This window comes from Providencia vermicola, assembly GCF_010748935.1.
Taxonomy (GTDB): Bacteria; Pseudomonadota; Gammaproteobacteria; order Enterobacterales; family Enterobacteriaceae; genus Providencia; species Providencia zhejiangensis.
Window position 1 is genome coordinate 2,485,358 of record NZ_CP048796.1, and the last position, 24,193, is coordinate 2,509,550.

The 24,193-nt window shown below is 41.4% G+C and carries 21 protein-coding genes and 1 tRNA gene; 11 read left to right on the top strand and 11 right to left on the bottom strand.

Features of this window, described 5'->3' with window-relative positions:
• Nucleotides 1-55: 55 nt before the first annotated feature.
• The 4 genes from G3341_RS11100 (at nucleotide 56) to G3341_RS11115 (ending at nucleotide 3,343) form a co-directional block, all read left to right on the top strand.
• Nucleotides 56-454, top strand: coding sequence for an MAPEG family protein (locus tag G3341_RS11100; protein WP_154622884.1), 399 nt, complete (start codon nucleotides 56-58; stop codon nucleotides 452-454).
• Between the two features lie 133 nt (nucleotides 455-587).
• Nucleotides 588-1,343 (top strand): carboxy-S-adenosyl-L-methionine synthase CmoA, encoded by a 756-nt coding sequence (gene cmoA / locus G3341_RS11105; protein WP_163861880.1) that lies wholly within the window; start codon nucleotides 588-590, stop codon nucleotides 1,341-1,343.
• The gene (gene cmoB, locus G3341_RS11110; RefSeq protein ID WP_154622882.1) at nucleotides 1,340-2,311 is read left to right on the top strand and encodes a tRNA 5-methoxyuridine(34)/uridine 5-oxyacetic acid(34) synthase CmoB; all 972 of its coding nucleotides are present in this window, start codon (nucleotides 1,340-1,342) and stop codon (nucleotides 2,309-2,311) included. Before cmoA ends, cmoB begins: the two co-directional genes overlap by 4 nt.
• Before the next feature lie 225 nt (nucleotides 2,312-2,536).
• Nucleotides 2,537-3,343 (top strand): hypothetical protein, encoded by an 807-nt coding sequence (locus G3341_RS11115; RefSeq protein WP_154622288.1) that lies wholly within the window; start codon nucleotides 2,537-2,539, stop codon nucleotides 3,341-3,343.
• A gap of 350 nt (nucleotides 3,344-3,693) precedes the next feature.
• Here G3341_RS11115 and cutC read toward each other — a convergent pair whose 3' ends face one another.
• Together cutC and G3341_RS11125 are read right to left on the bottom strand one after the other, a co-directional pair.
• The gene (gene cutC / locus G3341_RS11120) at nucleotides 3,694-4,455 is read right to left on the bottom strand and encodes a copper homeostasis protein CutC (RefSeq protein WP_154622287.1); all 762 of its coding nucleotides are present in this window, start codon (nucleotides 4,453-4,455) and stop codon (nucleotides 3,694-3,696) included.
• 179 nt (nucleotides 4,456-4,634) lie between these two features.
• A complete protein-coding gene (locus G3341_RS11125; RefSeq protein WP_163861883.1) occupies nucleotides 4,635-5,189 on the bottom strand; it encodes a VOC family protein in 555 nt (184 codons plus the stop codon).
• Between the two features lie 228 nt (nucleotides 5,190-5,417).
• Between G3341_RS11125 and argS the strand changes: the two genes are divergently transcribed.
• A complete protein-coding gene (argS, locus tag G3341_RS11130; RefSeq protein ID WP_163861885.1) occupies nucleotides 5,418-7,148 on the top strand; it encodes an arginine--tRNA ligase in 1,731 nt (576 codons plus the stop codon).
• Nucleotides 7,149-7,262: 114 nt separating this feature from the next.
• On the opposite strand, the gene murJ is transcribed toward argS, so the two are convergent.
• Together murJ and rimJ are read right to left on the bottom strand one after the other, a co-directional pair.
• Nucleotides 7,263-8,798: a murein biosynthesis integral membrane protein MurJ gene (gene murJ, locus G3341_RS11135; RefSeq protein ID WP_154622285.1), complete on the bottom strand. Its 1,536-nt coding sequence runs from the start codon at nucleotides 8,796-8,798 to the stop codon at nucleotides 7,263-7,265.
• A gap of 172 nt (nucleotides 8,799-8,970) precedes the next feature.
• Nucleotides 8,971-9,558 (bottom strand): ribosomal protein S5-alanine N-acetyltransferase, encoded by a 588-nt coding sequence (gene rimJ, locus G3341_RS11140; protein WP_154622284.1) that lies wholly within the window; start codon nucleotides 9,556-9,558, stop codon nucleotides 8,971-8,973.
• A 177-nt stretch (nucleotides 9,559-9,735) separates the two neighbouring features.
• Between rimJ and mdtH the strand changes: the two genes are divergently transcribed.
• A complete protein-coding gene (gene mdtH, locus G3341_RS11145; RefSeq protein ID WP_163861888.1) occupies nucleotides 9,736-10,938 on the top strand; it encodes a multidrug efflux MFS transporter MdtH in 1,203 nt (400 codons plus the stop codon).
• Nucleotides 10,939-11,064: 126 nt separating this feature from the next.
• A complete protein-coding gene (locus G3341_RS11150; protein WP_154622282.1) occupies nucleotides 11,065-11,625 on the top strand; it encodes a lipoprotein in 561 nt (186 codons plus the stop codon).
• A gap of 230 nt (nucleotides 11,626-11,855) precedes the next feature.
• Here G3341_RS11150 and G3341_RS11155 read toward each other — a convergent pair whose 3' ends face one another.
• Both G3341_RS11155 and ghrA read right to left on the bottom strand, forming a co-directional pair.
• Entirely contained in the window at nucleotides 11,856-12,401 is a 546-nt protein-coding gene (locus tag G3341_RS11155; RefSeq protein WP_154622281.1) for a TorD/DmsD family molecular chaperone, read from the bottom strand.
• Nucleotides 12,402-12,584: 183 nt separating this feature from the next.
• On the bottom strand, nucleotides 12,585-13,526 hold the full coding sequence (gene ghrA / locus G3341_RS11160; RefSeq protein ID WP_154622280.1) for a glyoxylate/hydroxypyruvate reductase GhrA: 942 nt from the start codon (nucleotides 13,524-13,526) through the stop codon (nucleotides 12,585-12,587).
• Between the two features lie 319 nt (nucleotides 13,527-13,845).
• Here ghrA and G3341_RS11165 point away from each other — a divergent pair.
• Nucleotides 13,846-13,933 (top strand) — tRNA-Ser (locus G3341_RS11165).
• Nucleotides 13,934-13,939: 6 nt separating this feature from the next.
• On the opposite strand, the gene G3341_RS11170 is transcribed toward G3341_RS11165, so the two are convergent.
• The 5 genes from G3341_RS11170 to G3341_RS11190 all read right to left on the bottom strand — a co-directional run bounded on the left by G3341_RS11170 (nucleotide 13,940) and on the right by G3341_RS11190 (nucleotide 20,135).
• The gene (locus G3341_RS11170) at nucleotides 13,940-15,469 is read right to left on the bottom strand and encodes an alanine/glycine:cation symporter family protein (RefSeq protein WP_154622279.1); all 1,530 of its coding nucleotides are present in this window, start codon (nucleotides 15,467-15,469) and stop codon (nucleotides 13,940-13,942) included.
• Nucleotides 15,470-15,550: 81 nt separating this feature from the next.
• The gene (locus G3341_RS11175) at nucleotides 15,551-17,035 is read right to left on the bottom strand and encodes an aldehyde dehydrogenase (protein WP_163861891.1); all 1,485 of its coding nucleotides are present in this window, start codon (nucleotides 17,033-17,035) and stop codon (nucleotides 15,551-15,553) included.
• Between the two features lie 9 nt (nucleotides 17,036-17,044).
• A complete protein-coding gene (gene dapA / locus G3341_RS11180; protein WP_154622277.1) occupies nucleotides 17,045-17,908 on the bottom strand; it encodes a 4-hydroxy-tetrahydrodipicolinate synthase in 864 nt (287 codons plus the stop codon).
• Nucleotides 17,909-17,927: 19 nt separating this feature from the next.
• On the bottom strand, nucleotides 17,928-19,175 hold the full coding sequence (locus G3341_RS11185) for an NAD(P)/FAD-dependent oxidoreductase (RefSeq protein WP_154622276.1): 1,248 nt from the start codon (nucleotides 19,173-19,175) through the stop codon (nucleotides 17,928-17,930).
• A 9-nt stretch (nucleotides 19,176-19,184) separates the two neighbouring features.
• Nucleotides 19,185-20,135 carry a 4-hydroxyproline epimerase gene (locus tag G3341_RS11190; RefSeq protein ID WP_163861895.1) on the bottom strand — a complete coding sequence of 317 codons (951 nt, stop codon included), beginning with the start codon at nucleotides 20,133-20,135 and terminating at the stop codon, nucleotides 19,185-19,187.
• A gap of 151 nt (nucleotides 20,136-20,286) precedes the next feature.
• Between G3341_RS11190 and G3341_RS11195 the strand changes: the two genes are divergently transcribed.
• From G3341_RS11195 to G3341_RS11205, 3 genes are all read left to right on the top strand, one after another.
• Nucleotides 20,287-21,102: a helix-turn-helix domain-containing protein gene (locus tag G3341_RS11195; RefSeq protein WP_163861898.1), complete on the top strand. Its 816-nt coding sequence runs from the start codon at nucleotides 20,287-20,289 to the stop codon at nucleotides 21,100-21,102.
• A gap of 547 nt (nucleotides 21,103-21,649) precedes the next feature.
• The gene (locus tag G3341_RS11200; protein ID WP_154623331.1) at nucleotides 21,650-22,285 is read left to right on the top strand and encodes a CDP-alcohol phosphatidyltransferase family protein; all 636 of its coding nucleotides are present in this window, start codon (nucleotides 21,650-21,652) and stop codon (nucleotides 22,283-22,285) included.
• Nucleotides 22,282-24,048: a bifunctional alpha/beta hydrolase/class I SAM-dependent methyltransferase gene (locus tag G3341_RS11205; protein WP_163861902.1), complete on the top strand. Its 1,767-nt coding sequence runs from the start codon at nucleotides 22,282-22,284 to the stop codon at nucleotides 24,046-24,048. Before G3341_RS11200 ends, G3341_RS11205 begins: the two co-directional genes overlap by 4 nt.
• The last annotated feature ends 145 nt before the right edge of the window (nucleotides 24,049-24,193 follow it).

Sequence of the window (24,193 nt, forward strand, 5' to 3'; positions counted from 1 at the left end):
ATGCGTAGTTTTAATCAGTTAGTCAGTCAATTTGATTAAGCAATGGAGTGAATAAATGGTCAGCTCTCTGTATGCTGTACTGGGCGCTTTGTTACTACTTAAGCTATCGTTAAATGTTGTAAAGCTCAGAAATCAATACCGTGTATCTTATGGTGACGGGGGTTTTTATGAGTTACAGACTGCGATCCGCGTTCATGGTAACGCAATTGAATATATTCCTATCGCTTTAATTTTGCTACTGTTTATGGAAATGAACGGTGCACAAGTTTGGATGATCCACCTTTGTGGACTAATTCTGATTGCAGGACGAGTCCTACATTCTTATGGTTTGAAAAATCATGACGGCTCTTATCGTCGTTCAGGTATGGCGGCAACGTATATCGCAATGACGTTAATGGTTATCGCCAATATTTACTACCTACCTTGGATCCAAATTTTTTCTTTCAATCTTTAGTTATTATTATCAATGCGGCACTGTGAACGAGTGTCGTAAAACTTTTATTGCACTTTTGACCGATTGATTTTCAGGTTACGTCCCTTTTCTGCTACAATCCGCAACTACTTTTTGTTTTATATATACAGATCTTATGTCAAGTCAGGAATCCAATAACAAAGACAGCCTCTTTAGCGCCCCAATTGCTAATTTGGGTGATTGGCAATTTGATGAAAAAGTTGCCGAAGTCTTTCCCGATATGATCCAGCGTTCCGTACCGGGTTATTCAAACATCATTACGATGATTGGCATGTTAGCAGGCCGTTTTGTCACCGAAAATAGTCATGTTTATGACCTTGGTTGCTCATTAGGCGCTGCAACACTCTCTATACGTCGTAATATTACAGCTCAGCATTGTCAGATTATCGCTGTCGACAATTCACCCGCCATGATTGAACGTTGCCGTCGCCATCTTGATGCCTATAAGGCAGAAACGCCTGTGGAGGTTATTGAAGGTGACATTCGCGATGTCCATATTGAAAATGCCTCGATGGTGGTGCTCAACTTTACGTTGCAGTTTCTTAATCCGAATGACCGCCAACAGTTATTAAATAAAATCTATCAAGGTCTCAAACCTGGTGGCATTCTTGTGTTATCGGAAAAATTCAATTTTGAAGACCACGAAATTGGTGAATTATTATTCAATATGCATCATGATTTTAAACGTGCTAATGGCTATAGCGAGTTAGAGATTAGTCAAAAACGTAGCATGCTAGAAAATGTGATGCTAACAGATTCCGTTGACACACATAAATCACGTTTAAAACAAGCGGGTTTTACTCACTGTGAAGTGTGGTTCCAATGCTTTAATTTTGGCTCGTTATTAGCCCTTAAAGAGGCTCAGTTATGATCGATTTTGGCCGTTTTTATCAGCAAATCGCAACAGGTCCTTTAAGCCATTGGCTTGATACGCTACCAGCACAACTTAGCGAGTGGAAAAGCAACCAATTGCATGGCGGCTTTAAGTCTTGGGAAAAAATGCTAGATAATTTACCTATCATGGAACCAACCCATCTAGACTTAAAAAATAGCGTCACGGCACTACGCGAACCTGAGTTATCCGCGGGTGAAACACGCCGCCTAAACAATATTCTTGAGCAACTAAAACCTTGGCGTAAAGGCCCTTTTTCGCTCTATGGGATTAACATTGATACTGAATGGCGTTCTGATTGGAAATGGGATCGCGTTTTACCACACATTTCCCCTTTAAAGGATAAGATGATCCTTGATGTCGGTTGCGGCAGTGGTTACCACATGTGGCGAATGTTAGGTGAAGGCGCTTCATTTGTTGTCGGGATAGATCCAACGCAACTCTTTCTTTGCCAGTTTGAAGCCGTAAGAAAATTATTGGGGGATGATCAGCGCGCTCACCTCTTACCATTAGGAATTGAGCAACTGCCAACGCTTGCTGCTTTTGATACCGTATTTTCAATGGGAGTACTCTATCATCGCCGTTCACCACTCGACCATTTGTGGCAACTGAAAAACCAATTAGTCAATGAAGGCGAACTGGTACTAGAAAGTCTAGTTATCGAGGGGGATGAATTTCAGTGTTTAGTACCGGGCGACCGCTACGCACAAATGCGCAATGTTTACTTTATTCCCTCTGCAAAAATGCTGAAAGTGTGGTTAGAAAAATGCGGTTTTGTCGATGTTCGCATTGTTGACCAAGCGATTACAACGGTTGAAGAGCAACGTCGTACTGAATGGATGAAAACAGATTCACTGGCTGAATTTTTAGATCCTCATGATACGACCAAAACTATTGAAGGCTATCCTGCGCCATTACGCGCCATCCTTGTTGCACGTAAACCATAAAATCATAGAATAAGGGTGGCTAATGCTACGCTTATTCTTTTCCCAGCGATTATTCATCATTTTAAATCTGTCGTTATTAATACTAATTTAAATACTTAGGTCATAATAGATTAACCAAACTGTATAAACATTTTATTTCCTCAAAGCTTATCGATATAATAATATTTATATCAATATGAAATAAAATTTAATTATTGTTAATTACAGACTTATTTGGATATTCTTATGAAGCCTTCCCTTATTTTTATCGTTCCTTTCTCTTTTCTTTTACTCGCTTGCTCTCCTCCAGAAAATAGAATTCATACCGCAATAAAAAAAGAGATTGCCACATATTACCCTGACCCTGATTCAATACAATATAAAGATATTGTTGTTCATCGAAATGCCAATGAAGCTATCGTTTGTGGTGAATTTAATGCAAAGAACAATCAAAATGAGTTGATGGGGTTTAAACCATTTGTCAGTGAAATTTATATTGGTGACAATATAGAGATCAACTCTATTCGTGTTGGTAATCGTATTCGCAAAGAGAGTTTTCCTGCCTTAGTTTGTCAGCATGGCAGCTATGATGAAGGTGTTAAAGCACAGAATCGGCAAAATAAAGCGTTTTTAGATAATATGAATGGGTTAGCTCAGATAGAAAGCTATATTGACGATTCATCCGTCGGCAATCGTGTAAGGTCTTACCTTATTAATAGAGCAAAAGAGATCTACGAGAATGAATTAAGCCCCGAAACACTCAAGGTCGTGGACTCCACTGAAGGTCGTTTGGTCACTGTTGTTGCCTATAAAAAAGGTGATGATGTCTACTTTGCTTCTATACTCAACCAAGAGATCTATGAGTTAGAACCAATAAAAAATTCCGTCGTAAAATATATTCATGGGGCTGAAAAAGATAAGAACCTCGTTGTGTTAGGAAATTATACGACGGAAGATAATGGTGAAAAAGTCTCTGAACTGCTCCTATTAGCCGTAGAGATCCTAGAAAATGGTGTATCATATGCAAATGCCGTTTTCCCAGCCAAGTCTTAATTAAACGTCATTTAATTGGGCACATTATTTTTTATAATTGCCCAATCAATTTAAGTGTATTTATCGCATAAAGAAGGTTATCTTATACGCCATTACGTCTATTTTATCGATACAACCAATCATATTATTGACGCCTTTAAAGAGTGAAATTATTGTCGTCGAGTTGATACCTTCTTATTATCGCCCTACTCTTTATTTCTAGAGCAATATTATCTCTAATGGGCTTGGTATATTATTTATCGTGAAAAGAATACATTCGATGATATATTGCTAATATTGATTAACTGACCAAAAAAAAGAGAGATAAATATCCCTCTTTTTTATCGTTCTATTGTTGAATAACGTCGCCGCTATGCCGAAATTTTTTCAGTAATCGAAATAAAATCTTTCATTGCCTCAACTGTTGGCCCATCAACACAGTAATGTGTAAACTCATCATTTTCACTGTTTGATGCCATCGTCACACCAACTTTACGGTAGTTCATGCTTGAGGGAACTGATTTACCCGCTGAGCTGTGCACTTCCGTCAAACCGATTTCCATAAACTTACTTAAATTGGCTAATCGTACCCCAGCGCCAGCCATAATGATTGGGCCATTGATTTCTCGGCTTTTTTCGTTTAGCTCTTTCAGTAATGGTAAACCTAACTCTGCATTTTGTTGTTGTCCAGAGGTCAGGATCCGAGCCACACCTAAGTTTTTTAACTGCTCAAGGGCAAGCAATGGATTAATACACATATCAAAGGCACGGTGAAAAGTAATATGCATTCCTTGTGCTATTTCCATCAATATATGCATACGATCAATATCAATACGCCCTTCGGTATCAAGGATACCGATGACAGCACCAGGAAAGCCCATTTCTTTTACCATAATCAAATCATCTCTGATCACATCAAATTCATTTGTGTCATAGCAAAAATCACCGCCGCGAGGACGAATTATTGGGTGAACGGGAATATGCAGTTTTTCGTTTGCTAACTTTAAATACCCATAACTCGGTGTTAGGCCACCATCAGCTGCACCAGAACATAATTCAATGCGATCAGCGCCATATTCTTGGGCGACTTGAGCGCATTCAATACCAAAACAGCAAATCTCCAGCTTTGCCATGACCACCTCCAAAGATAGAATCAAACTCTGACGTTAAAACTTAATTCATCAACTTAATATGAGCCTGTTATTCGTTAACATTTAGCTAATAATGCCATTAATTTCTGAGCGTTATCGGATAGATATCACACCATGAACAGTTTTTTCCGAATTATTAGTCATAACGTTAATTGCATCACTTATTTTTCGCTTTCTATCACCTGTTTTAGCGTGTAAGGGTGATATTTTACCGTTATCTCCCCATTAGTGACTGCTAATGTTGGATTTGGCAAGCTTTCACTCTGCCCTTTAGGCTGGCTCATTTTCACGCTATAACCTTCTGGTAGCGGTTGAGGTAACAGGTCAAGCGCCGCACTTTCTAACTGTTCAGGCGCGACGTTCATCACCAGCTCAATATGTTCCCATGATTCTTGGGCATACCTTTTATCTTTTGGAAAAGGGAGTTCAACGACAGAGACTTCCTGAGCTGCAATCACTAAAGGTCTATTAAGCTCAAATAAACAAATAGGACGTCCGTTGATTTCATTTTCAGATAAAAGCTGAGCGCATTTTAATAGGCCTTTTTGCCAACGTTGTGCTGTCTCGATATGATGGCAACGAACAGAAATGTGGTCAATCTGATAATCAGTGAGTGAAAGAGATAACTCTGCCGCCATCTTCGCTAATTTTTGCTCAAACTCAGGTAATGCATTCCACAAATCATGCAACTCAAGCACTTCAACAAATTCAGTCATTCAACATACTCTTTTTCATACATTAATATTTCGTGTGTTAAATCACTCGTCGTGAGTATCCTCATTCAAATTGAAGAATGATCAGCAGACAGTGAATAAAACGGCTTGACTGTAGCACGACTCCTCAAAAATATGGTATAAAACCTGCCGAATTTTCTCTTCTTTCTTTTAGTTCTGCGCGTGTAATGGCACAATGCGCTAACTATGTTCGTTATTTAAGGTAATCCGGTGAATATTCAGGCTATTCTTTCAGATAAAATCAGTGCTGCAATGCAGGCAGCGGGAGCCCCAGAAGGCAGTGATGCACTTGTGCGTCAATCAGCAAAAGCCCAATTTGGTGACTATCAAGCAAATGGTGTCATGGGCGCAGCGAAAAAAATGGGCATCAATCCCCGACAACTGGCCGAGCAAGTTGTCAGCCATTTAGATCTTGAAGGTATTGCAAGCAAAATAGACATTGCTGGGCCGGGTTTCATCAATATCTTTCTTGAGCCAAACTGGATCACGACCCAAGCTGAACACGCATTGAGCAGTGACCACCTTGGCTTATCACCCGTGAAATCTGAAACGATAGTTATCGACTACTCTGCCCCGAACGTCGCTAAACAAATGCACGTGGGCCATTTACGTTCAACGATTATCGGTGATGCTGCTGCCCGTACCTTAGAGTTTTTAGGTCATAAAGTGATCCGCGCTAACCACGTAGGTGACTGGGGTACCCAATTTGGTATGCTCATTGCTTATCTTGAAAAGATGCAAAATGAAAATGCCAGTGACATGGCACTGGCTGATCTCGAAGAGTTTTACCGCGAAGCGAAACAGCATTATGACTCAGATGAGGCTTTTGCCGAACGTGCGCGCGGTTATGTGGTGAAACTGCAATCAGGTGATGAGTATTGCCGCAAAATGTGGCGTAAATTGGTTGATATCACCATGCAACAAAATCAGCAAACCTATCATCGCCTCAATGTTACTTTGACTGAAGATGATGTGATGGGTGAAAGTCTCTATAACGATATGTTGCCAGGGATTGTTGCGGATCTTAAAGCCAAAGGCTTAGCGGTTGAAAGCGAAGGAGCCACCGTCGTTTACCTTGATGAATTTAAAAACAAGGAAGGCGAACCAATGGGTGTCATCATCCAGAAAAAAGACGGCGGTTTTTTATATACAACAACCGATATTGCTTGTGCTAAATATCGCCACGAGGTTCTGCATGCAGATCGTGCTCTTTACTATATTGACTCACGTCAGCATCAACACTTGATGCAAGCTTGGACCATTGTTCGTAAAGCTGGCTATATTCCTGAGTCTATGTCACTTGAACACCATATGTTCGGGATGATGTTAGGTAAAGATGGCAAACCTTTCAAAACACGTTCTGGTGGCACCGTTCGCCTTTCTGATTTATTAGATGAAGCGATCGAACGCGCGCAAATTCTAATCCGTGCTAAAAATCCTGATATGCCCGAAGATGAGCTTAATAATGTTGCTAATGTTGTTGGTATTGGTGCCGTTAAATATGCGGATCTATCAAAAAGCCGTACAACAGACTACATTTTTGATTGGGATAACATGCTCGCTTTCGAGGGAAATACCGCGCCATATATGCAATATGCCTACACCCGTGTCGCCTCAATCTTCAAAAAAGCCAACATCACACAAGCTGATCTGACTCAGCCAATGGCGTTACAAGATCCTCGTGAACTCGCACTTGCTACTCGTCTCATGCAGTTTGAAGAAACAATATTGATGGTAGCACGTGATGGTACGCCTCATGTCATGTGTGCTTATCTGTATGATTTAGCAGGTCTGTTCTCTAGTTTCTACGAGCACTGCCCTATTTTAACTGCTGAAAACGATGCACAACGTCAAAGCCGTTTAAAACTCGCACTATTAACTCAAAAAACCTTGAAAGCGGGCTTAGATACATTAGGCATCGAAACTGTCGAACGCATGTAATATACCGCTTGACCATCAACCCATATCCTAGGATATGGGTTTTTTATAGGTATCTTAATAATAAAAAACGCGCCCAAAACAGCGCGTTTTTTATATATGAATCAACAAATAATGTTAAATGCTGTGCTTTTTAAAATCCCTTGGGCGGAAGCCTAAAGCAAACAGAGCCGCAAAATAACTCCCCGCACCGATAATCACGACAAACATTAAACGCAACATGCGCATGGCCATATTCCCGTCTTGCCATTCTGGCATAAACTGCAATACACCAAACAGAACCGCTGCCATGACAATAAGTGCGACGATGAGTTTAAAAATAAAGACTTTCCAACCTGCAAGTGGTTTGAAAATTTCTTGTTTGCGTAACTGCCAATACAGAACCCCAGCATTAAAACAGGCCGCCAAACCAATTGACAGCGCTAAACCTGCATGCTTCATTGGCCCAATAAAGGCTAAATTCATTAATTGCGTTAAGATTAACGTAACAATAGCGATTTTAACTGGCGTTCTAATATCCTGACGAGAATAAAAACCCGGTGCTAAAATTTTCACTAAAATCATGCCGGTAAGCCCTACACAATATGCCATCAATGCATATTGTGTCATCAACGAGTCATGCGCCGTAAACTTATCATATTGGAATAAAGACACGGTTAATGCTTCTGACAAAATAGCTAATCCAATGGCGCAAGGTAAGGCTAACAATAAGCAAAGGCGTAGCCCCCAGTCCATTAAATGACGGTATTCTTGATGATTGCCACTCGTAAAACTTTTTGATAGTGATGGCAATAAAATAGTCCCTAACGCAACCCCAAGAACACCGGAAGGTAATTCCATCAACCTATCGGCGTAATACATCCAAGATACGGAACCTGACTGCAAGAATGATGCGAAGATCGTATTGATAATCAAAGAAATTTGACTGACCGACACCCCAATAATAGCTGGCCCCATCATTTTCATCACTCGCCAAACCCCACTATCACGAAAAGAGATCCGCGGGAGGACAAGCATACCGATTTTTTTCAAATGAGGGAGCTGATAGACCAGCTGTAAAACCCCTCCTACAATAACCGCCCAAGCCAATGACATCACTGGTGGATCAAAATAAGGGGCAGCAAATGCAGCAAAGAAAATCATACTCACGTTCAGAAGGGTCGGGGCAAACGCGGGGACCGAGAAGCGGTTCCAAGTGTTCAATATTGCCCCTGCCAGTGATGCTAATGAGATCAAGAAAATATAGGGGAAAGTAACACGTAAGAGATCGGTGGTTAACGCAAATTTATCGGCATCTGTGGTAAAACCGGGTGCAGTGACATAGATTATCCATGGTGCGGCGATCATCCCAAGGACAGTCACAATGGCTAAAGCCAATGTCAGCATTCCAGAAATATAAGCAACAAAAGTACGGGTTGCTTCATCGCCTTGTTGATTCTTATATTCCGCTAATATTGGCACAAACGCTTGTGAAAATGCGCCCTCGGCAAAAATTCGGCGCAACAGATTGGGCAGTTTGAATGCAACAAAAAAAGCATCTGCCGCGGCTCCAGCCCCAAATACTCGAGCAATGATAGCATCACGGATAAACCCAAGCACTCGAGACATCATCGTCATGGAGCTTATCGCTGCTAATGATTTTAATAAATTCATGATAGGCAAACTAAAAGAAAACAATCGTGCCAGTTTATCAGTGCAGAGCATAACTGACTATGATTGAAAAGTTAAAATCGGATTTTACTCGTCTACTGAAAGCGACAACCCAGCGAGCATAGCCAGTGGCTGGTGTTTAGCAGCTCTTCAGCATATTGAGCAAGACACTTAATCAAGGTTTTATTTGTTTCCAATTTTCATTGGTAAGTGCTGTTAAAACATGATCACGCCATTGACCATCAATTTGCAAATATTGTTTTGCATAACCTTCTCGTTCAAAACCAAGACGTGCTAATAGATTGCCACTACGCAGGTTATGTGGCATATAGTTCGCCATAATCCGGTGCATGCCTTGATGTGTTTGCATATAACGGATAGTGTGAGCAAGAGCCTCATACATCAATCCCTTCCCTTGCCATTTTTCACCTAACGAGTAGCCTAAATAGCATGCATGAAAAGCGCCACGCAGCACATTACTAAAGTTAGCAACACCGATCACTTCATTTTCTTGATTATCTAATAATAAAAAATGATAGGCATTACCCTGACGATGCAATTCGGTCATTAGGTGTAAACGATTGTTCCAACTTGATGGATTGAAATGTGAGCTATCGCGAGTCGGCTCCCATGGTTTTAAAAACTCTTTATTTTCGCTGTAATAATCCGCTAACCGATAGCTATCACGCTCATACGCTAAACGTACAACCATTCTTTCTGTCACAAGACGTACTTTTGGCTCATTTGTTCGATAACCAAACATCGTTAACCCTTTTAAAATTGAATCACCAGAAACGGCGTAATGCTAAAAAATAAAACATTAATAACTCATCGTTCTAACGATAAAAAAATATCATCTTCCCTTGCCTATTCTACTGATATTATTGATGGGAGACATTAAGAATCCTTCCTTCTTTGTTATTTTTTACGATGGTGTGTCATGGCGCAGGTATCACAGGCGAGAAGTCTGGGTAAATATTTTTTACTCCTAGACAATATGTTGGTTGTTCTAGGTTTTTTTGTCGTGTTTCCATTAATTTCCATCCGTTTTGTTGACCAATTAGGTTGGGCGGCAGTCATTGTCGGCTTTGCACTCGGTCTTAGGCAATTTGTGCAACAGGGTTTAGGCATTTTTGGTGGCGCTATTGCAGACCGTTTTGGTGCCAAACCAATGATTGTCATAGGCATGTTACTGAGAGCTTGTGGTTTTGCATTAATGGCAATCGCTCATGACCCATGGGTGCTGTGGCTATCCTGCATACTATCCGCATTAGGTGGCACCTTATTTGACCCTCCCAGAACGGCATTAGTTATCAAATTAACCCGTCCCTATGAGCGTGGCCGTTTTTATTCGCTACTTTTGATGCAAGATAGTGCTGGTGCAGTGATCGGCGCACTGATTGGCAGCTGGCTACTCCAATATGACTTCCATTATGTCTGTTGGGCGGGTGCCTTCGTCTTCGTGATTGCCGCAATCTGCAATGCTTGGTTATTACCGGCTTATCGTATTTCAACGGTTCGAACACCAATCAAAGAAGGCATGGGGCGTGTTCTTAAAGATAAACGCTTTGTCACCTATGTTGTTACCCTCGCCGGTTATTTTATGTTATCCGTACAAGTGATGTTGATGTTTCCCATCGTTGTTAATGAGCTGGCAGGTACCCCAACCGCAGTAAAATGGATGTATGCGATTGAAGCGATGATTTCATTAACGTTGCTTTATCCTATCGCTCGTTGGAGTGAAAAGCATTTTCGACTCGAGCAACGTTTGATGGCAGGACTCTTTTTAATGAGTTTAAGCATGTTCCCGATTGGCATGACAAGCTCATTACAGGTTCTTTTTGGGTTAATTTGTTTATTCTATTTAGGCACGGTGACCGCAGATCCTGCAAGGGAAACGCTAAGTGCTTCACTGGCTGATCCCCGTGCCCGCGGCAGCTATATGGGGTTTAGTCGCTTGGGATTGGCCTTAGGTGGCGCAGTTGGTTACACTGGTGGCGGCTGGATGTACGATATCGGTCATCAATGGAATGTACCACAACTACCTTGGTTCTTATTAGGAACGATTGGATTTATTACCCTGTGGGCACTGCATAAACAGTTTAACCGCAAAAAAATTGAATCCACCATGCTAAGTGGCTAATTCAACGTATGTTTAAGTGACTCAAGCAATCATAAATTGTAACGCTCACCAATAAAAATCAGAACAGAAGACCAACTAACCCCAATTATAGGATAAGATAATGGGGTTACTGTAAAAGGAGTGTTTATGAAACAATTTATCTTGGCGGCAATGATTGGCTGTTTGACGATACTGACTGGCTGTAGTCAAATCACTGAATTTTCTATCAGTGAAAACACACTTAACCAATATCTTGCGACAAAAGTTAAATATAACCATAAAGTCGGTATTTCCGGTGTGGCTGATGCAGATATTCAATTAGCTAACTTGAAATCAGAAATTGGTCGTAGTGAGCCCGGAAAAGTAGCATTAACAGGTGATGCAACCGTCAACTTAGACACTTTATTAGGTAAAACAGAGGCTAAAATTGCATTAACATTGACAGCCCGTCCCTATTTTGATGTAAAAACAGGGTCAATTTACTTAAAAGAACTCAATATTAGCCAATATCAAGTGACCCCAGAAAATATGGATACCGCTATCGCCGCTGTCATCCCTTATTTAAATAGTTCACTGGAAACTTTTTTTGAAACACAACCCGTTTATGTGTTAAATCCTGACAATGGTGCAGCTGAAGCAACCGCGAAAAAACTCGCTAAAGGGTTAGAAATTAAACCTGGGAAGTTAATTATTCCTTTAGTCGAGTGACATCCATAAATTTTTTCGATTGAAAACAGCACAAAAGGCAACGAATAATACGTTGCCTTTTTGCTATTTCGTCTTATTAGAAAGAACTTCACCGCTAATGTTGCACATGAGCAACCTATAACAGGTTCAAAAACACAAAACTTATCGTCAGAATAGTCCCTCATAAAGAGAAACGGCTCACCTATAGGATGGAGCTCCCTCTGAATGAGTGAATCGCAAAAGTGACAGCGTCACTCTGATTCTAATTCGTCACGCAGTGCAATAACTGCATCACGAGCAATTTGAGCTAATGTACGATAAAACGCGGTTGTTGCATGTGCTTCCATTTTTCCCAAAAATGCCCCATACCAGCTCAAGATAAAGCTATCAAATAACTCAATTTGGGCTGCTATTTCATCTTCTGCCGCTTGATCTTCCAACCATGATGCCGCCAATAGCAACGCACCAAACGCATCGACTCGGCCAGCAGTGAGTGTCATTCCTCTTTCAACAAGAAATTCACGAATTTCGGCTTCTGCTATTTCTTCATCATAATCATGAGCGAATACTGAAACTGCCGGTGTTTCACCAGTAAATAAAGCTTGATAGTCAGCAACGATAGCTTTCATATCAACCGATTTGGCCATACGTGCCCACAACTCATCCTGCTCTAATGGCCATGATGCTTTCAGTTTATCTTGGGCGATCATATCCAGTAGTGGCTTAACCACGCTATCATCAGGAGCACGTTGAAAAAGCGTTCCTAGAATACGACAAACGATCGAAAATTCGTTCATTTAAGTTTCCTGTGTTGCATTACGCGATAACTTATCATAAGTATACTCTATATCACTCCAAACGTAGTGAGACAAAAAACGAATCAGCGGCTAGCCATACCAATCACTCTATGGCTAGCACACCTAAACGCAGGAAAATGTTCTCTCGCACTCGCCTACCGTTTGAAGTCTCTCAAGTATACCTTAATACCCCCGCTGCATATCAACAACACCAACAGGTTCTTGTCCATTTTCAATTCGTTGAATATTGCTACTGATCATATCCATCGCTTCTTTCGGTAAAGTAATAGCAGCAATATGAGGGGTTATCGCCACACGTGGGTGGGTCCAAAAAGGGTGCATCTGAGGTAATGGTTCACTGGCAAATACATCTAAAGAAGCACCCGCAACCTGACCTGAGTCAAGTGCTGCCAGCAGATCTTGCTCAACTAGGTGAGAGCCTCGAGCCAAGTTAATAATATAGGCATTTTTTTGTAACTGACTAAATAAGCTTTGATTTAAAATACCGACGGTTTGTGCTGTACTCGGCAGTAAATTGATTATTACCCGAGTGCCCTGCAAGAAGCGACTTAATTGATCCTGCCCATAATAACTTTTCACTTTATGAATTTGTTTTTCGCTTCGGCTCCAAGTTCTCACATGAAAACCAAACTCTACCAGTCTTTTGGCGACGGCTTGCCCTAAGGCCCCTGCTCCCATGACTCCCACCACAAACTCTTCGTGTCGATTGGCTGGAAGAGGTTTCCATTGGCGCTGTGATTGAAATTGACGGTATTCATCCATGCGGCGGAAGTAATACAGCACTTTCGCCATTGCGTATTCTTCCATCTGTTGTGCCATACCTGTGTCTTCTAAGCGCATTAATGGAACGCCAGCGGGTAAAGTGCCAGGGTTCTCATGCTCTTGTTTTAAAATAGCATCAACCCCCGCACCAAGGGCAAATATGCCTTTAAGATCTTTTCGGCCTGCTAGGCACTCATAAGGAGGTAGCCAAACCATAGCATAATCGGCACTTTGCTTATCGCCTCTAACCCACTGACGAATATTGGCTTGTGGAAGTCTTGCTTTCATGCCGTCTATCCACTCATTGGCATCAAAAAATGGATGATAAAATAGAATATTCATGACAACTCCTCTTGTGTTTACCACAGAGTGTGTCGAAAATGTTTTATTTTCAAGCGAATGCAACGAATGATAAGCGCTGTGATTGAGGTTTTGTTAAGCGGATAACGAATTTAATAATTAAGACTTGAAGTTTATAATTATTAAAGATCCTCGTCGAAAGATTAGATAGTAACCAAATTGTTTTTTATTTAACTAAACAGACCATCAAACTGTTAAAAAGCATCAATAGGGAGTTGACGCAAGGCCCACTTTTCCCTATAGTAGCGCCCCGTTGCAGTACGAGTTATTATCTAGCACTGCAACAAGGTATTTAAAATACGGTGAGGTGTCCGAGAGGCTGAAGGAGCACGCCTGGAAAGTGTGTATACGGCAACGTATCGAGGGTTCGAATCCCTCCCTCACCGCCATTTTATTTATAACTGCCTGTCCTCTGAGTATTTATCCTGTTCTGTTGTAAGTCGTTTCTCTGTTTCTTCCTGCTTATTGTCTTGATGATGTGATTGATATTCGCGACTAATTTCTTCCCATACTTCCGCATTTTCGATACCGGCTACTTTGGGGTCAAATACAGGGTCGATACCTAATTTCTCTTGTCTCTCATAGTCACGTAACGCACGAAGAGCTGGCTTAGATAAAAACACAATCGCAATTAAGTTTAGATAGCTCATACTGCCAAAACCAATATCACCCAAGCTCCACATCATGCTAACGGATTGAATACTGCCGATAAATATAATGACCAAAAAGACAATTTTTAGCAGCAGCTTTAAAATAGGGTATTTGAGTTTGCGATCCAAATAAACAATCGTCGTTTCCGCAATATAGTAATAAGCCATCAACGTGGTAAAAGCGAATAAAAAGACCGCTACTGAAACAAACCCTGAGCCCGTTGACTCAAAGACTGTTGAAACCGCCATTTGTGTCCATGCCGTTCCCGCCGCGACGCCCGGTATATGTTCAATGAGTGCAGTCGAGCTCCCATCAGGAAAGACGTTATACATATTAGTGACCAAAATCATCAGCCCTGAGGCTGTGCACACTAACACCGTATCAATGTAGATGGAAAAAGCTTGAATCAATCCTTGCTTTGCAGGGTGACTCACTTCTGCGGCTGCGGAACTGAAAGTGGCTTCCCCTGCACCAGCGACATTCGAAAATACAGCTCGACGAACCCCCCAGGAGACAGCAGTCCCAACGATCCCCCCGAATACCGCATCCATCCCTAACGCACTACGGAAAATCAAACTAAACATAGCGGGCACTTTGTCATAATGGCTAGATAAAATAATCACCATCATCACAATATAAGCGAGTGCCATTAATGGAACAATTTTGTCCGCTGCGCTAGCAATACGTTTAACACCACCAAAAATTAGCCATGCCATGAGTAATGTCACGATTAATCCCGTCACCACAGGCGGAATATTAAACGATGTTTGGAATGAATCAGCTATCGTATTGGCTTGAATACCCGGAACCAATACGCCGTAAGACAGACAAATTACTGCCGCAACAAAAATAGCAAACGGCGTTAGCTTTAACCCTTTTTCGATATAGTAAGGTGAACCGCCGCGATATTGCCCATCAGAGCGTTGCTTATAAATTTGTGCAAGAGTTGACTCAATAAACGCACTCGCACCCCCTAAGAGCCCCATGACAACCATCCAAAATATCGCCCCTGGCCCACCTGCGGCAATAGCCGTTGCAACACCAGCAATATTACCGACACCAACACGACCTGATAAGGCTAAACAAAATGCTTGGAATGACGAAATCCCCTCTTTTGATGCTTTATTTTCTTTGAGTAAACAGATCATTTTAATCAAATAGCGAAACTGCACACCGCGTGTAGCTAATGTAAAATAGAGACCAACGCCAAGTGATAAAATCACTAAAGCATTACCCCAAATGTATCCAACGAGCGTGTTAACGATGGCTTCCATATGAGTACTCCTTCGTTATTGTCATGATGTTTGCAAGGTAAAAAAAAACCTGAACTTAATAAGCTCAGGTCTATCAAGGAATTAATGGTGGATCATCCAAATCACTTTTGTTTGTGTGTATTGCTCGAAAGCTTCCAGTCCATTATCTTTTCCGCCAAAACCGGATTGTTTAAATCCACCAAACGGCGTGGTAATGTTGCCCTCGCTAAATCCGTTAATGGATACCGTGCCAGCATTAATTTGGCGGGCCACTTTCATGACTCGGTGCACATTCTGACTGTAAAATGAAGCCGCTAACCCATAGTGAGTCTTATTGGCGAGAGTGATAGCCTCTTCATCGCTAGAAAACGTGGAGACGGCAAGTAAGGGGCCAAACACTTCATTTTGAAACAGTGACATCTCCGGAGTAACATTGTCGAATATCGTCGGTTCAATGTACCAACCACTCCCGAGTTCACTGTGAATTTTGCCCCCAGCCACCCTTTTTGCGCCCTGTTGTAACGACAATTCAATAAAGGATTTTACTTTTTCAAAATGGGCTTTTTCGATCATTGGCCCAATTGAAACAGATTCATCCATCGGATTGCCAACTTTCCAATCCGCAATTGCAGTAACAAGCTTATCTAACAGTTTACGATGAATGCTTTCATGAACAATTAAGCGCGAACCACAACTGCAATTTTCACTCATATTCCAGAAAGCGGAGGCCATAATATGTGGTACTGCGGCATCGAGATCCGCATCGGCAAAAACGATTTGTGGGCTTTTACCACCACATTCTAAGACTATCTCTTTTAAATTACTTTCAGCGGAGTATTTAAGGAATAATCGGCCCACGTTAGTCGACCCCGTAAAAGAAACAATATCAATATCGTTATGCCGACCTATCGCCTCTCCTACTTTTTCACCTAGCCCACACACTAAACTCAAAGCGCCCTTTGGTACACCGGCTTCATAAGCCAGTTCCACCATTCGATAAGCGCTAAGTGAGGTTAATTCTGCGGGCTTCACGATTACCGAATTACCGGCAGCCAACGCTGGCGCCACTTTCCAAGCAAACATTTGCGCTGGAAAATTCCACGGTAAAACAGCACCAACAACCCCGATAGGTTCTTGAACAATCAATCCCAACTCTTGCTGACCCGTTGGGGCTACTTTGCCGAACATTTTATCCAGCGCTTCTGCATACCAATAAAAGGTTTCCACCGTTGCTGGCATGTCCGTATTCAAACATTCAGTAATTGGTTTACCTGCATCGATACAATCGAGCGCCGCCAGTTCCTCACTATGATATTCAATCAATTCAGCCCAGCGCAGCATTACCTGTTTGCGCTCTTGGGGTGATAAATTTTGCCAACAACCCTCAACAAAAGTACGCCTTGCGGTCAATACCGCGGCTTCAACATCTTGAGCATTACCATCTGCAATAAAACCGATTAGGCTATCGTCGATAGGCGTGCGGTTTTCCAGTTTTGCGCCACTATCACGATAGTTATCGATTAAGTTCCCTGCCCATAATTGACCTGCACGTGCACGTTTAAACACCTCTTCTTTAGTGGTTTTCATGGGTTCTCCTTATTTAATCAGAGCGAGAAAATCACGTTGTTGCTGTGGTGAGATATTTGATAGCGGCATTCTTACTGGGCCAACATCAACAGTGCCCTTGATACAACCGGCTTTGGCTTTCTGGTTATAATCTCCCGACTCCATTGAATAAATGGCAGGATAAATCTCGGACATGATGCGTTTTGCTGTTGACCAATCACCTTGCTGTGCCGCGTTATAAATAGCGACTTGCTCTGCTGGAAAGACATTTCCAGCACCTGCAATCCAGCTTTTCGCTCCCCAAAAGAAAAAATCAACGGGTTGGTCATCACACCCACAAATCACTTCAAAATTGTCAAACGGGGTTTGCAATAAGCGTAGCGCTCGACTGAAATCCCCACTACTTTCTTTAATGGCGACAATATTTTGAACTTTAGATAAATGCACTACGGTGTCATATTCAATTTCAATACCAATTCGAGCAGGGAAGTTATACATGATGATCGGCAATGGCGTTGCTAAAGCGACTTTTTCATAATGCGCGATCACACCCTGTTGATCAGGCAAGCTATAGGGAGGAGGCGACAGCATCAATCCTTCGTAACCTAAGGATTCCGCTTGATGCGCTCGTTTAATCGCTCCTTCGGTAGATAAGTCATTAATACCCGCAATTAGAGTGACTCGTCCTTTGGCGATTTTACTTACTGTCTTAAGAACTGTTTCACGTTCCTCTTCACTTAATGCGTAGTATTCTCCAGTCGTACCACAGACGACTAGGCCAGATACCCCCTTTTCGATTAACGTTTCGGTTAACTTAGCCAATCCACTGATATTTAAAGAATAATCATCATGAAAAGGTGTCACAATTGGAACGACGATGCCATGAAAATTCATATTAAATCTCCTTAAAATATTAAATAAAACGCTCAATTGAATAAGGGGAACAATCGATTGGTGTCGGTTGTTTTTTAAACAAGCAATGCACAATTTTGGCGGTGATTGCCGATTGAGTTAGCCCTAAATGTTGATGGCCAAAAGCAAAAATGTAAGGTCCTTTTTTATCAATAACTGGTAAAGAATCGGATAGCGTGGGGCGAAACCCCATCCACTCAGTACGTTGGTTTTCATTAAGTGGAGTTTTAAGCATGGGATTAGCAAGAGGAATAAAATGGCGGGCACGTTGCATATTGGCAGGACGTTTTAATCCTGCGTACTCAACGGTGCCAGCAAGACGTAACCCCCCCTTCATTGGCGTCATGATAAAACGTCTATCTAAACTTGAGACAGGTATGCTCAAGCGATCCGTTTCATTCGGTAGCATTAAGTGATACCCACGTTCAGTTTCAAGTGGCACGCGAATACGACTGACCATGTTCACTAATGATTTAGAAAAGGCACCACCTGAAATAACGACCTGTTTAGCAACTAACTGCCCTTTGGTTGTCGTTAAAATGACGCGCTCACTTGAGGGAGAGTGAATGGCAGTCACTTCACATTGAGAGAGCACTTCACCACCTAATCTCACAAAATGCTCGGTTAATTTAGTGTGTAACGCTTTTAAGTCGACAACATGGCCAGTATCCGGATAGTAGAGCCCGCCCAATTGGTTGTTCGCAAGCCCTGGCTCACGTGCTAACAATTGCGCTTGGCTCAACCATTGATTACTAACCCCTATTGAATTGAGATATTCACCTTGCTTTTGTAACTTTTCACCGGAGGCTTCTTTTTCAACGACTAATAAAGACCCCTGAATTTTGACTAACTCGGTTAATTGCCATTGGGCGCTGAATTCTTGCCATGCGGCAAGTGCTACACCATTAATCGTAGAAAGTGCATGATGAATATGCATGAAAGGCTTATGACGCATATTACCTAACAAACGCAATAACCACGGTGTTAAGGGCAATAGGTAGCGCCAATCCAAACGCAAAGGACCAAGAGGATCAAATAGCATTGCCGGAATCGCTTTTAAAATCGCTGGGTCGGCGACAGGAAATACTTGTTCAGTCGCGATATGCCCCGCATTACCAAATGAAGCACCAGCACCAATATGATCTTTTTCCACAAGCAAAACATCGATATCATCGGCCTGTAGCGTAAGCGCGATACTTAATCCAATAATGCCGCCACCAACCACAATAACGGAATATTTTTTGTCCATAGGCACCTCTCACGAAGCCGTGATCCCCCAGCGAAACGGGTCTTCTTCATCAATGAGCAAGGTATTACGACCGCTAATATATGCCGTCCCTCGAATCGTTGGGATGATGCCATTACCATCGGCCCAGAGATAACTGGCTTCAAATTGGCTCCCAATCACACTTGCCTGATGCCAAAGTGCCCCTTCATTGAGTTTTCCATCTGCGGCTAAACAAGCGAGTTTAGCGCTGGTACCAGTACCGCAAGGGGAACGGTCATACGCACCACCAGGGCACAATACAAAACTTTGGCTATCTGCTTGTGAATGAGGAGCGAAAAGTTCAATGTGATCAATCTCTTGACCATCTTTTCCATAGATATTTTGCTCGGCTAACGCTGATTTGATTTTCAGGCAAATTTCCGTCAATGCTTTGCTATTACGGTGATGAATTGCTAATGGCGATTGCTCAACAAGAAAAAACCAATTTCCTCCCCATGCAATATCCCCTGTCACAATGCCGACTTCCGGAACATTCACGCTGACAGCTTTGCGATAGCGATAGGAGTAAACGTTTTGAATACTCACACTTCCGTCAGCATGTAATGTTGCCTGCACATCACCAACCGGTGTTTCAATCCTGTGCTCACCCACTGTTATTTTTCCGAGGTAAGCTAAAGAAGCCACAAGGCCAATCGTGCCATGTCCACACATGCCTAAATAACCTTCGTTATTAAAAAATATAACGCCCGCAGCGGCTTGTGGGTTTTGCGGCTGACAAAGTAGTGCGCCAACTAAAATATCATTGCCACGCGGCTCAAGTATGGTGGCCGTACGCCATGGGTCATATTCGTTTTTTAATCGTTGTAAACGCGATGCCATACTGCCGTTACCAAGATCAGGAAAACCGTCAATGACTAATCGCGTTGGTTCACCTGCCGTATGGGAGTCAATTACCTCAATTTGTGTATAACGCTTGTGCATATCACATCCTCTGTTCACATTAATTGTTAACAGAATGCTTGATTATTGTTAAAGATTCTTGATATCTTTCGTGCACACTGATGCGCAATTCAGCACAATATAAAAATATTTCAGAGAACTAATCACATTTGTTGAACCTGCCGGAGGCCGCATGATTAATTTAAATAAATTGCTGTTAATTAGTCAGGAAAATATGCTGTTTCCCGTTGATAATATTGAAATATTATTAAATCACCTCGGTCTCGTCATGCCGTTAATTAATACATTACCGAATGTCACTTTTTTTGTTAAAGATGAAAATGCAAAATATCTTCTTGCGAATGAAAATCTCGCTAAGCGTTGTAAAATGAATACTGTTGATGACGTCATTGGAAAACGTGCCGAAGACATCTTTCATTCTGAATTAGGCCGCAGTTACAGTTCACAAGATTATCTTGTGATGCAGAAAAAAATTAGTGTTATTAATAAACTGGAGTTACATCTTTATAAAGCTGGAATGCTAGGTTGGTGTGTTACGACGAAAGTCCCTATTTTCAATACCCATAACCACGTTATTGGTGTAGCAGGGATTTCTGTTGATTTACAAGACGAAAAGTCAGTAAGCCAAAAATTAAATAAACAGTTAGATCAAGTTGAAAAATTTATTAGTCACCATTTTGATACCCCGATCAAAATAACAACGCTTGCCGACATATCAGGTTTATCATTATCACAGCTTAATCGTCAATTTAAAGCGGTGTTTAACATTACCCCTCAACAATATATTCAAAAAAAACGCCTAGAACATGCTATAGAATTACTTGAAGAAGACCATTCAATTACTGAAATATCCATCAAATGTGCATACGCAGACCACAGTGCTTTTTGTCGAAAATTTAAAGAAATGACGACCATGACACCGAGCCAATTTAAACGAATGAGATTAAATATTGCGAATAAATATGTGATTGATGAACCGCTAATTTAAACAATAAAGTCACGGTTAAAATTAACTTATTCTTCCATCTTTTCGAAAAAACATCTTCTATTAAGATGTTTTTTTATGTCTTACATTTTATTCATGCCAGATAGCAGAATGGCTACCTTACCTATCTATCCTTCATCGGCACAATAATGAATATGATTAAACAGGCTGGAGGATTTTGATTTTATCGGTGTTCTTCAACTTATTATTAATTAAACACCCCCTTCACCTTATTATTTCATTATGTCTACCTGTCAAAATATCATCAATCTATTCTACACTCTGATAACATTTAAGATTGAATGATGATCTTGCTCACAAGCAGCGACATGATTATATTTGACAAATTTGAAAACAACTCTTTTGTTTAACGGATATAAAATATCATTTAATATCAAATTATTAATAACGCTCACACTGAAATTTAATCTTGTTGAGTCCCCCATCAAGGCACTAACTTAGGATAGATCTTATTGCGGTAGAAAGATAATAGCGTATTGATATAGTGTATATTTGCAACATAATGGTTGTGATTAGCAAGGATGAATGGATGACAATTTACGATCTGAAACCCAAATTTCAGAACCTGCTACGCCCTATCGTTAAAAAACTTTATGACGCTGGTGTAACAGCAAATCAGGTAACGCTTGCTGCAATGCTGTTATCGATTTTAGTCGGCGCACTACTGTTTATTTTTCCAAATCCACACTTATTTATTCTATTACCCTTTGTATTATTCATTCGAATGGCCTTAAATGCCATTGATGGTATGCTTGCTCGTGAATATCATCAAAAAAGCCATCTTGGCGCAATGTTAAATGAAATCGGTGATGTTGTTTCCGATATCGCATTGTATTTTCCCTTTGTCCTACTATTTCCTCATAGTTTTGGGTGGATATTACTGCTCCTCTTTCTTTCTATCTTAACTGAATTTATTGGTGTCGTGGCTCAAGCTATAGGAGCTTCACGACGTTATGATGGCCCTATAGGTAAAAGTGACCGTGCTTTTATTTTTGGGACATTTGGACTCGTTATCGCGTTATTCCCACAACTGATGACCACAAACTGGTTTACCATGGTATTTGCTCTCCTTTCTTTATTGTTGCTTTATACCTGCTATAACCGTACCCGCAAAGCTCTGAATGAACTCAGCACAAAAGTGGCGCATAATAAGGAAACTCCATGAATATTCAGGAAGACTATGCGACTCAACGCCCTGTCGTTGAATCACAATTTATCACCAGTGACCGCACTTCTTTGTTTTATCGCTATTGGCCAACAGAACAATCAACAGATAAAGCGATTATTTTATTTCACCGAGGGCATGAACACTCTGGGCGAGTCGCTCATCTTGTCGATGAATTAAATTTACCCGACTATGCCATGTTTGCCTGGGATGCTCGGGGACACGGCCGTAATGATGGCCCTCGCGGTTACAGTCCCTCTTTAGGTACATCAATTCATGATGTTGATGAGTTTATTCGCTATATTTCCACTCAATATCAAATTCCATTAGAAAATATTATTGTTATCGGCCAAAGTGTTGGAGCTGTATTAGTGTCTACTTGGGTGCATGACTATGCGCCACCCATTCGGGGAATGATCCTTGCATCTCCCGCGTTCAAGGTTAAGCTATACGTTCCTTTTGCTCGTACTGGGCTTGCTTTAATGCAAAAAATGCGTGGCCTGTTTTATGTCAACTCCTATGTTAAAGCAAAATTTTTAACTCATGATCAAAAACGTATTGATTCTTTTAATCGAGATCCATTAATTACACGCCCTATTGCTGTCAACATTTTGCTCGAATTATATAAAACGGCTGATAGAGTCGTTGCCGATGCCGGTGCAATTACGCTACCGACACAATTGTTCATTTCCGGTAGCGATCACGTTGTACACCATAAACCCCAGCATCAATTCTATGAACGTTTAAACACCCCGATCAAAGAAAAACATGTATTAGCAAACTTTTACCACGACACGCTCGGGGAAAAAGAACGTCATATACCTATCGCTAAAATCCGTGAATTTATAGATAAACTCTTTTCATTACCTCATTACCGACATAATTATCAATATGAAGATACTTGGAGCGTGAGTGCTGACGCTTATCGCGAACTTACTCAACCACTCCCCCTCTGGAACCCTAAACATCTAGGTTATAAACTACTTAGCAAGTCTATGAGTACGCTAGGTAAAGCTTCAGAAGGCATACGTATAGGTTATGATAAAGGTTTCGATTCAGGCTCTACCCTTGACTACATTTATCGCGATAAGGCTCAAGGTAACGGCTTATTTGGTCGCATCATCGATAGACAATATCTTGATAGCATCGGCTGGCAAGGGATTCGCCAACGCAAAATCAATATAGAGAACATGATCAGACAAGCTATCCGTGACCTCAATGATAACCACCAGCCCGTACGTATTTTAGATATTGCAGCAGGACAAGGGCGCTATATATTCGATGCCATCAATGACTATAGCAAGGTAGAATCGGTCCTCCTACGTGATTACAGCCCTGTTAACGTTGAACAAGGACGACTACATATCAAAGAGCGCTATCTTGAAGATAAAGCGTCTTTTGAAGAAGGTAATGCTTTCGATGCCGATAACTTAGCCGCCATTACCCCTGCCCCAACACTAGGTATTGTCAGTGGTTTATATGAACTTTTCCCTGATAATCATTTAATTCGTGCCTCTTTAAATGGTTTATCCCGCGCCATTCCTTCCGGTGGATTGCTTATCTACACTTGCCAACCATGGCATCCACAAGTTGAAATGATTGCTCGTGTATTGCCAAGCCATCAAGGTGGTCAAGCTTGGGTCATGCGTTGCCGTAGCCAAGGTGAAATGGATTCACTTGTTGCAGATGCCGGTTTCGAAAAACTTAATCAGCTAATTGATAACTGGGGAATATTTAGCGTTTCTATTGCACGACGCCGATAATCCCTATTTCAGCGATTCTCTTTGATAAATAAGGTGACTTCGTTCACCTTATGTCTTGATTAATTAAAGAGTCCTAGACTTCTGGCGCTATAATAACGCCTTATGTACCGCCACAACGCATAAATCCTGTATTTCCCATAAGAAT

What these genes read in the sequence shown, in the direction of transcription:
- G3341_RS11150 (WP_154622282.1), top strand. Translation starts at nt 11,065, where the DNA reads ATGAAACAATTTATCTTGGCGGCAATGATTGGCTGTTTGACGATACTG.
- G3341_RS11195 (WP_163861898.1), top strand. Translation starts at nt 20,287, where the DNA reads ATGATTAATTTAAATAAATTGCTGTTAATTAGTCAGGAAAATATGCTG.
- rimJ (WP_154622284.1), bottom strand. Translation starts at nt 9,558, where the DNA reads ATGTTTGGTTATCGAACAAATGAGCCAAAAGTACGTCTTGTGACAGAA.
- G3341_RS11170 (WP_154622279.1), bottom strand. Translation starts at nt 15,469, where the DNA reads ATGGAAGCCATCGTTAACACGCTCGTTGGATACATTTGGGGTAATGCT.
- ghrA (WP_154622280.1), bottom strand. Translation starts at nt 13,526, where the DNA reads ATGAATATTCTATTTTATCATCCATTTTTTGATGCCAATGAGTGGATA.
- dapA (WP_154622277.1), bottom strand. Translation starts at nt 17,908, where the DNA reads ATGAATTTTCATGGCATCGTCGTTCCAATTGTGACACCTTTTCATGAT.
- G3341_RS11175 (WP_163861891.1), bottom strand. Translation starts at nt 17,035, where the DNA reads ATGAAAACCACTAAAGAAGAGGTGTTTAAACGTGCACGTGCAGGTCAA.
- cutC (WP_154622287.1), bottom strand. Translation starts at nt 4,455, where the DNA reads ATGGCAAAGCTGGAGATTTGCTGTTTTGGTATTGAATGCGCTCAAGTC.
- G3341_RS11115 (WP_154622288.1), top strand. Translation starts at nt 2,537, where the DNA reads ATGAAGCCTTCCCTTATTTTTATCGTTCCTTTCTCTTTTCTTTTACTC.
- G3341_RS11200 (WP_154623331.1), top strand. Translation starts at nt 21,650, where the DNA reads ATGACAATTTACGATCTGAAACCCAAATTTCAGAACCTGCTACGCCCT.
- G3341_RS11185 (WP_154622276.1), bottom strand. Translation starts at nt 19,175, where the DNA reads ATGGACAAAAAATATTCCGTTATTGTGGTTGGTGGCGGCATTATTGGA.
- G3341_RS11125 (WP_163861883.1), bottom strand. Translation starts at nt 5,189, where the DNA reads ATGACTGAATTTGTTGAAGTGCTTGAGTTGCATGATTTGTGGAATGCA.
- mdtH (WP_163861888.1), top strand. Translation starts at nt 9,736, where the DNA reads ATGGCGCAGGTATCACAGGCGAGAAGTCTGGGTAAATATTTTTTACTC.
- G3341_RS11100 (WP_154622884.1), top strand. Translation starts at nt 56, where the DNA reads ATGGTCAGCTCTCTGTATGCTGTACTGGGCGCTTTGTTACTACTTAAG.
- G3341_RS11205 (WP_163861902.1), top strand. Translation starts at nt 22,282, where the DNA reads ATGAATATTCAGGAAGACTATGCGACTCAACGCCCTGTCGTTGAATCA.
- cmoB (WP_154622882.1), top strand. Translation starts at nt 1,340, where the DNA reads ATGATCGATTTTGGCCGTTTTTATCAGCAAATCGCAACAGGTCCTTTA.
- murJ (WP_154622285.1), bottom strand. Translation starts at nt 8,798, where the DNA reads ATGAATTTATTAAAATCATTAGCAGCGATAAGCTCCATGACGATGATG.
- cmoA (WP_163861880.1), top strand. Translation starts at nt 588, where the DNA reads ATGTCAAGTCAGGAATCCAATAACAAAGACAGCCTCTTTAGCGCCCCA.
- G3341_RS11190 (WP_163861895.1), bottom strand. Translation starts at nt 20,135, where the DNA reads ATGCACAAGCGTTATACACAAATTGAGGTAATTGACTCCCATACGGCA.
- G3341_RS11155 (WP_154622281.1), bottom strand. Translation starts at nt 12,401, where the DNA reads ATGAACGAATTTTCGATCGTTTGTCGTATTCTAGGAACGCTTTTTCAA.